Source organism: Bacillus sp. SD075 (assembly GCF_017355165.1).
Lineage (GTDB): Bacteria > Bacillota > Bacilli > Bacillales > DSM-1321 > Peribacillus.
This window is the reverse complement of the sequence record NZ_JADILK010000090.1, coordinates 1-5,752: the sequence shown is the minus strand read 5'-3', so window position 1 is coordinate 5,752 and position 5,752 is coordinate 1. Positions and strand designations below refer to the sequence as shown.

Here is a 5,752-nt window from a genome sequence, read left to right as displayed (position 1 = left end):
AGATGGTGTCTAACAATTGGGGTGCAGTTCAGATTTTGGAGTCTTTTTATTTTTCTTTTCTTTCGTTCATTCATTTTCTTTAATGGTTTGTCCAATTTTCCTTTGATCCGTTTAGAACGATTAAAATGCCCTAACAGGAAAATACGATGAGGACGAATACGATAAGCACAAGCATAAAAAGGATAGGGAGGAACTGGGTTATATTTTCAGTCATTGGATATTATCTCCTTTTTTCTTCCATTTCACTTGATGCTTACCGCTGTCATGATATAGGGAGCCAAGCTCTTTAAAAAAACACTGAAAGGGGATAGGCAAAAACGCCTATCCCCTTTTAGTTAGTTCTGGAATAGCGAGGCGAACTTTTGAAGTCTGGGCAAGTCTGATTCTTGATACATCTGTTCTATCTTCAATGTCACCAATAACTGGCTCTTGGCAAATAACATATCCCGGAAATGATCGACCGCCCCGCAAAAATGATTATAGTTGGTTTCACCAGTGCCGAAGACACCCGTTTTCAGATGAGCGATAGGCAGCTGTTCCAGTTCTTTATAAAGGGCTGCTGATTTTGCAGGAAGCTCGCCATTGCCCCATGTATAGGTGCCGATAATCAATGCATCGTAATCAGGCAATGTACGTATATCAAATTCATTCATACGATATAGTCCAGCTTCAGGTAAAAGGGAAGCAAGGGCTTCAGCAAGCGCTTTTGTATTCCCTCCGGCAGAATGATAGACTATGGCAACTTTAAAGCTCATCGAACCCATTGCTGGCATTTACTTGACTGTATGTTCTTGACTTCTGTTCGAAGAAATCGGTTTTGGTAAGTCCGATGGATTCATCATCGAACGTTTTGATCCATGGCATCGGGTTCTCGCCATACTCTTTATACAAATTTTCTAGGCCTAGCATACGTAACCGTTTGTTGGCGATATATTCGATGTACTCATTGAATTCTTCCAAATCGAGATCGGCTTTGGTTTGGATATCTTCGAGCATATATTCAGACCATTCCTTTTCGAGTTCAACCGCTTTTTCAATCGTTGTATAGATGAACTTAGTGTTTTCTTCATTATTTAACTCAGGATATTCATACATCAAGATTTGAACGAGCATTCCAATGAAATCGAAATGGACCATTTCATCGCGATGAATATAGGATATCATCGTAGCGGAACCGGTCATTAAATTTTGGCGTCCTAAATTATAATAAAAGGCGAAAGCCAGATAGAAATAAATCCCTTCAAGATTCGTTGAATGGATCAGTGCCTCGAATAAATGCTGAGGGCTGGGATCATCCACGAACGTTTGATAAGCATCAACGATCGGTTGGTTACGCTTAATCACTTCAGGATGTTCTTTAATGCGATCGAAAAGCTGTTTTTGCTTGCCTACAGGAATCAAGGAAGCAAGGATATAGGAATAAGATTCATTATGGATCGATTCCTGCTGGGCCATGTTGGCCAGGATAGCTTTTGCCGCTGGATCTTTGATGTACCGAAGGATTTCTACTAAAGTGGGCGTTTGAAGACTGTCCATTCCAGCAATCATCGTAAGGATATCCAGAAAAGCGTCCTGGATATCTTCGTCCAATTCGCCCCACTGCTTTTTATCCTGAATCATGTTCACGCTCGAAGGCTTCCAAAAGTTATTGATGAGCTGTGTATAGGTATCATAGAATTTTTCATACTGAATATCGTTCCAAAGGAGGAAGCCTGAAGCTTCTCCTTTGAAAACACCGGTTGCCTTGGTTGGATGCGTTGGTTCCAGCATACGAATCTTTTTGATATGATTGGTCATTCGTGAAAACTCCTTTAAGAATAGATTACTGGGTTATGATTGTCGTTAACTTGAACAGCTTTCGCAGGCGTTGTCATATTCGGAAGAAGTCGAACGAACATAATACGTTGATTTCAACCCGCTTTCCCATGCCGTTAAATGGATATCCAATAGGATCTTCGCTTTGATTGTATTGTGTACATACAGATTAAAGCTGATTGCTTGGTCAATATGGCGTTGGCGGGCTGCATTTTGCCTGATGCTTTCCAGTTGGTCCAAATTAAATCGCGTCTTTTTATAATATTCATACGTATTTGGCGTCAAACCTGGTGCGGTCACCTTGAATTTGAAGTTTTTCTTTTCTTCGTAAAATTCAATTTCATACAAAGGATCGATTCCATCCGTGGAATTTCCGATTTTAGCGGTCGATGAATTCGGAGCAATGGCCATTAAATATCCATTACGGGTCCCGTGTTCCTGCACGTCTGCTTTTAAATCCATCCATTTTTGATCTGTATAGTCACGCAGTTCGAAATAGCTCCCTGTATGCCAATCCGATCCTTGAAAATATGGGTATGATCCTTTTTCCTTGGCTAATTCGTTGGATGCTTTGATTGTTAAGTAAGCGATCTTTTCGTATAAAGCATCTGCATAGTGAACAGCCTCGTCGGATTCCCAATAAATGTTCTGTGTGGCAAGTAAATGATGCCATCCGAACGTTCCTAAACCAATCGCCCGGTAACGTTTGTTCGAGATGGATGCTTGTTTGACAGGAAGATTATTCACATCAATGACATTATCCAGCATACGGACCTGAATGGGAATCAATCTTTCTAAAACATCGCTGCCCACCGCTCGGGGCAAGTTAATGGATGAAAGGTTGCAGACAACGAAATCGCCGCTTTTACGAACCACAACAACATCTCCATCTTCTGTTTCATATTCATCCGTAATCGTCGAAGGGCTTAGGTTTTGAGCAATCTCCGTGCAAAGGTTAGAGCAATAGATCATCCCTTTATGTTTATTGGGATTCTTCCGATTCACTTCATCGCGGTAGAACATATATGGTACGCCTTCTTCTAATTGAGAAATCATGATGCTTTTCATGACGTCCATCGCATTGATTTTTTCAAAGCTATAGTTGGGAAGCGTGCCATTTTCTGCTGCCTCGACAGCAAGAGCATAATGATTCCTGAAGCTTCCTTCGCCTTTCTTTTCGTCATAAAGATCTTCAAGTGAAAACCCAAGGGTTTGCTTAACGGTATGCGGATCGAAAAGATACCATTCTTTTCTGTCTCGTACAGCCTCCATGAATAAATCAGGTATGCATACCCCCGTAAAAATATCATGGGCTTTTAATCGGTCATCCCCGTTTTGTGTCTTCAAATCGAGGAAGCTCATGATATCTTTATGCCAGGCATCCAAGTAAATCGCAATGGCACCTTTTCGTTGACCCAATTGATCGACACTTACAGCTGTCTGGTTGAATAGTCGAATCCAGGGGGTTGTGCCGGAACTGTTTCCAGAGAAACCTCGGATATCAGAACCAAGAGAGCGAATCTTACCAACGTAAAGACCGACACCGCCACCGAATTTAGATACTTTTGCTGCATCGTAGTTAGATAGGTAGATACCGTCAATGGAATCTTCAATTGCGTCGATAAAGCAAGAGCTGAGCTGTCCATGTGTTTTACCTGCATTGGAGAGGGTAGGAGTCGCGACGGTCATATAAAGATTGGACATGGCCCAGTATGCTTCTTTTATAAGTTGCAGGCGGTGCTCCGTTTTTTCCAATCGCATGATTTCCATCGCGATGATCATGAAGCGTTCTTGTGGCAGTTCGTAGACCTTGTCCTTTTTGGGGCGGGCTAGGTAGCGATCGTTTAATAGGTAGATGCCTATGTAAGAGAATAATTTATCTTTTTCCGGATCGATCACCGAACCCAATTCCTCAATTTCCGCTTTTGTATATGAAGAGAGCAGTTCTGATTTATAAATGGGATAACGCTGACCTTCTGAAAGCTGGGAAAGCCCCGTGATCAGCTCATAGAATGGGCCGTAACTCTTGCCTTCATAACCCCGGTTGGCTTGTGCATCCCTATACATTGTATTCAACAGTTCTGCTGCAGCAACAAACGTCCAATCTGGAGCATCGATATCCACACCTTCAAGAGCGAGCTGAATCAGTTTTCTTGATGCCTGTTCTTCGGTTGAGTCACTTTTGCGATCAATCCATTTTGTAAAACGCTTTTTGAACTTTTCCATATCGAGACGGCCTTCGAATTCTTTCGATAACATTTCAAGCTGAATGGATTTCGTTTCTGTTTCATTTTCACTAATGGTAGAGTTATATGTTTGAGTCATTAATAATCCTCCTTGTTAACTTCCGCTAAAATAAAAAAACCGCCCAATGAATTGAGCGGATCAAACGATAGAATAAAAGAGCCATGAAAAATAGCCGTTATACTATCGTTTCATCATCTCAATCCCCGAAGAATAAGAAACGTGAAAAATTCAAGGCAGGTCTCCTGACTCATGATCATCCTACTTTGAGTCCTTCCCGTATAGAGAGCTATACAGTGGGTTTCTCATTTCGTCACATTTACAGTTGCGGGGACAGTTCCGGGTTTACACCGAATTCCCTTTTCAGCCATCACTGGCACCTTGGATTATAAAAAATTCTATATATAGTTATTATTATTGTCAGTGTAATCAATATCTAGTATTTCTGCTTATATTATCGTAAGCCATATACGATGATAATTCAACTAATATATTTGAAAAAAACCAGCCCTTATCTATTGACAAAGGGAGGGCAGAAGGTGAAGGAATGAAAGATTTTATTGGGGAATGGGTAATTCAAGCGCTGATTTTACTGGATTTTGTGTTAAAATAAAGTGTCTTGTAAAGGTGGCTCTCCCTTATTGCTATGGGGGGATTCGCGGAAAAATATTTATGAAAAAGGGGATAAAATCTTGGAAAAAGTATTAGTTTTTGGACATAAAAACCCGGATACAGACACAATCTGTTCAGCAATCGCTTATGCGGATCTGAAAAAGCAGTTAGGTATCAACGCTGAACCAGTTCGTCTGGGTGAAGTGAATGGTGAAACTCAATATGCATTGGACCAATTCAAATTCGAAGCTCCCCGTCTTGTGGAAAAAGTTGCAGGGGAAGCGGATGGAGTAATCCTGGTCGATCATAACGAACGCCAGCAAAGTGCTGAAGATATTGACCAAGCCCGTGTGTTGGAAGTTATCGACCATCACCGTATCGCTAACTTTGAAACAAGCGATCCTTTATATTACCGTGCGGAACCAGTTGGCTGTACGGCAACCATTTTAAATAAAATCTATAAAGAAAACGGCATTGAAGTCCCTAAAGCAATCGCAGGTCTTATGCTTTCTGCCATCATTTCCGATTCTTTATTGTTCAAATCACCGACCTGCACAGAGCAAGACGTTGCAGCAGCAATGGAACTGGCTGCCATTGCGGGAGTCGACGCTGAAACATACGGCTTGGAAATGTTGAAGGCTGGAGCTGACTTGAGCGACAAAACGATTGCTCAGCTTATCACTCTTGATGCAAAGGAATTCTTCATGGGAATGGCTAAAGTGGAGATAGCACAAGTTAATGCTGTAGATCCGAACGAGGTCCTTGCTAAGCAAGGAGAATTGGAAGCCGCGATTGAAGCGGTCATCGCTGAGAAGGAATTGGACTTATTCCTATTCGTCGTAACGGATATCTTGACTAATGACTCTGTTGCCTTGGCTCTTGGTAAAGCAGCTTATGCAGTGGAAAAAGCATACGACGTTTCTTTGAATAATAACATCGCCGTCTTAGAAGGCGTTGTATCGCGTAAAAAACAAATCGTGCCGGTCTTAACGGACGTATTCAGCAAATAATTAGAAAAAGGGGGTGCTCATTAAAAATATGGGCATCCTTTTTCTGTACATGTAAAAAAAAGACTCAACCA

Annotated in this window: 4 protein-coding genes and 1 riboswitch; of the genes, 1 reads left to right on the top strand and 3 read right to left on the bottom strand. The window is 41.5% G+C overall.

Translation table 11 applies throughout. The features are described from left to right. Positions 1–335 precede the first annotated feature (335 nt). Genes IOC57_RS25220 through IOC57_RS25210 form a run of 3 tightly spaced genes read right to left on the bottom strand, consistent with a single transcriptional unit; the run spans position 336 to position 4,140 of the window. A complete protein-coding gene (locus tag IOC57_RS25220; RefSeq protein ID WP_207441324.1) occupies positions 336–755 on the bottom strand; it encodes a flavodoxin domain-containing protein in 420 nt (139 codons plus the stop codon). Then, positions 745–1,797, bottom strand: coding sequence for a ribonucleotide-diphosphate reductase subunit beta (locus IOC57_RS25215; RefSeq protein ID WP_034314867.1), 1,053 nt, complete (start codon positions 1,795–1,797; stop codon positions 745–747). The genes IOC57_RS25220 and IOC57_RS25215 overlap by 11 nt, the downstream gene beginning before the upstream one ends. A 45-nt stretch (positions 1,798–1,842) precedes the next feature. Next, positions 1,843–4,140: a ribonucleoside-diphosphate reductase subunit alpha gene (locus IOC57_RS25210; RefSeq protein WP_207441323.1), complete on the bottom strand. Its 2,298-nt coding sequence runs from the start codon at positions 4,138–4,140 to the stop codon at positions 1,843–1,845. A gap of 137 nt (positions 4,141–4,277) precedes the next feature. Next, a riboswitch (cobalamin riboswitch) is annotated at positions 4,278–4,458 on the bottom strand. A gap of 293 nt (positions 4,459–4,751) precedes the next feature. On the opposite strand from IOC57_RS25210, the gene IOC57_RS25205 reads away from it, so the two are divergent. Then, on the top strand, positions 4,752–5,681 hold the full coding sequence (locus IOC57_RS25205) for a manganese-dependent inorganic pyrophosphatase (RefSeq protein WP_207441322.1): 930 nt from the start codon (positions 4,752–4,754) through the stop codon (positions 5,679–5,681). Positions 5,682–5,752: the final 71 nt, after the last annotated feature.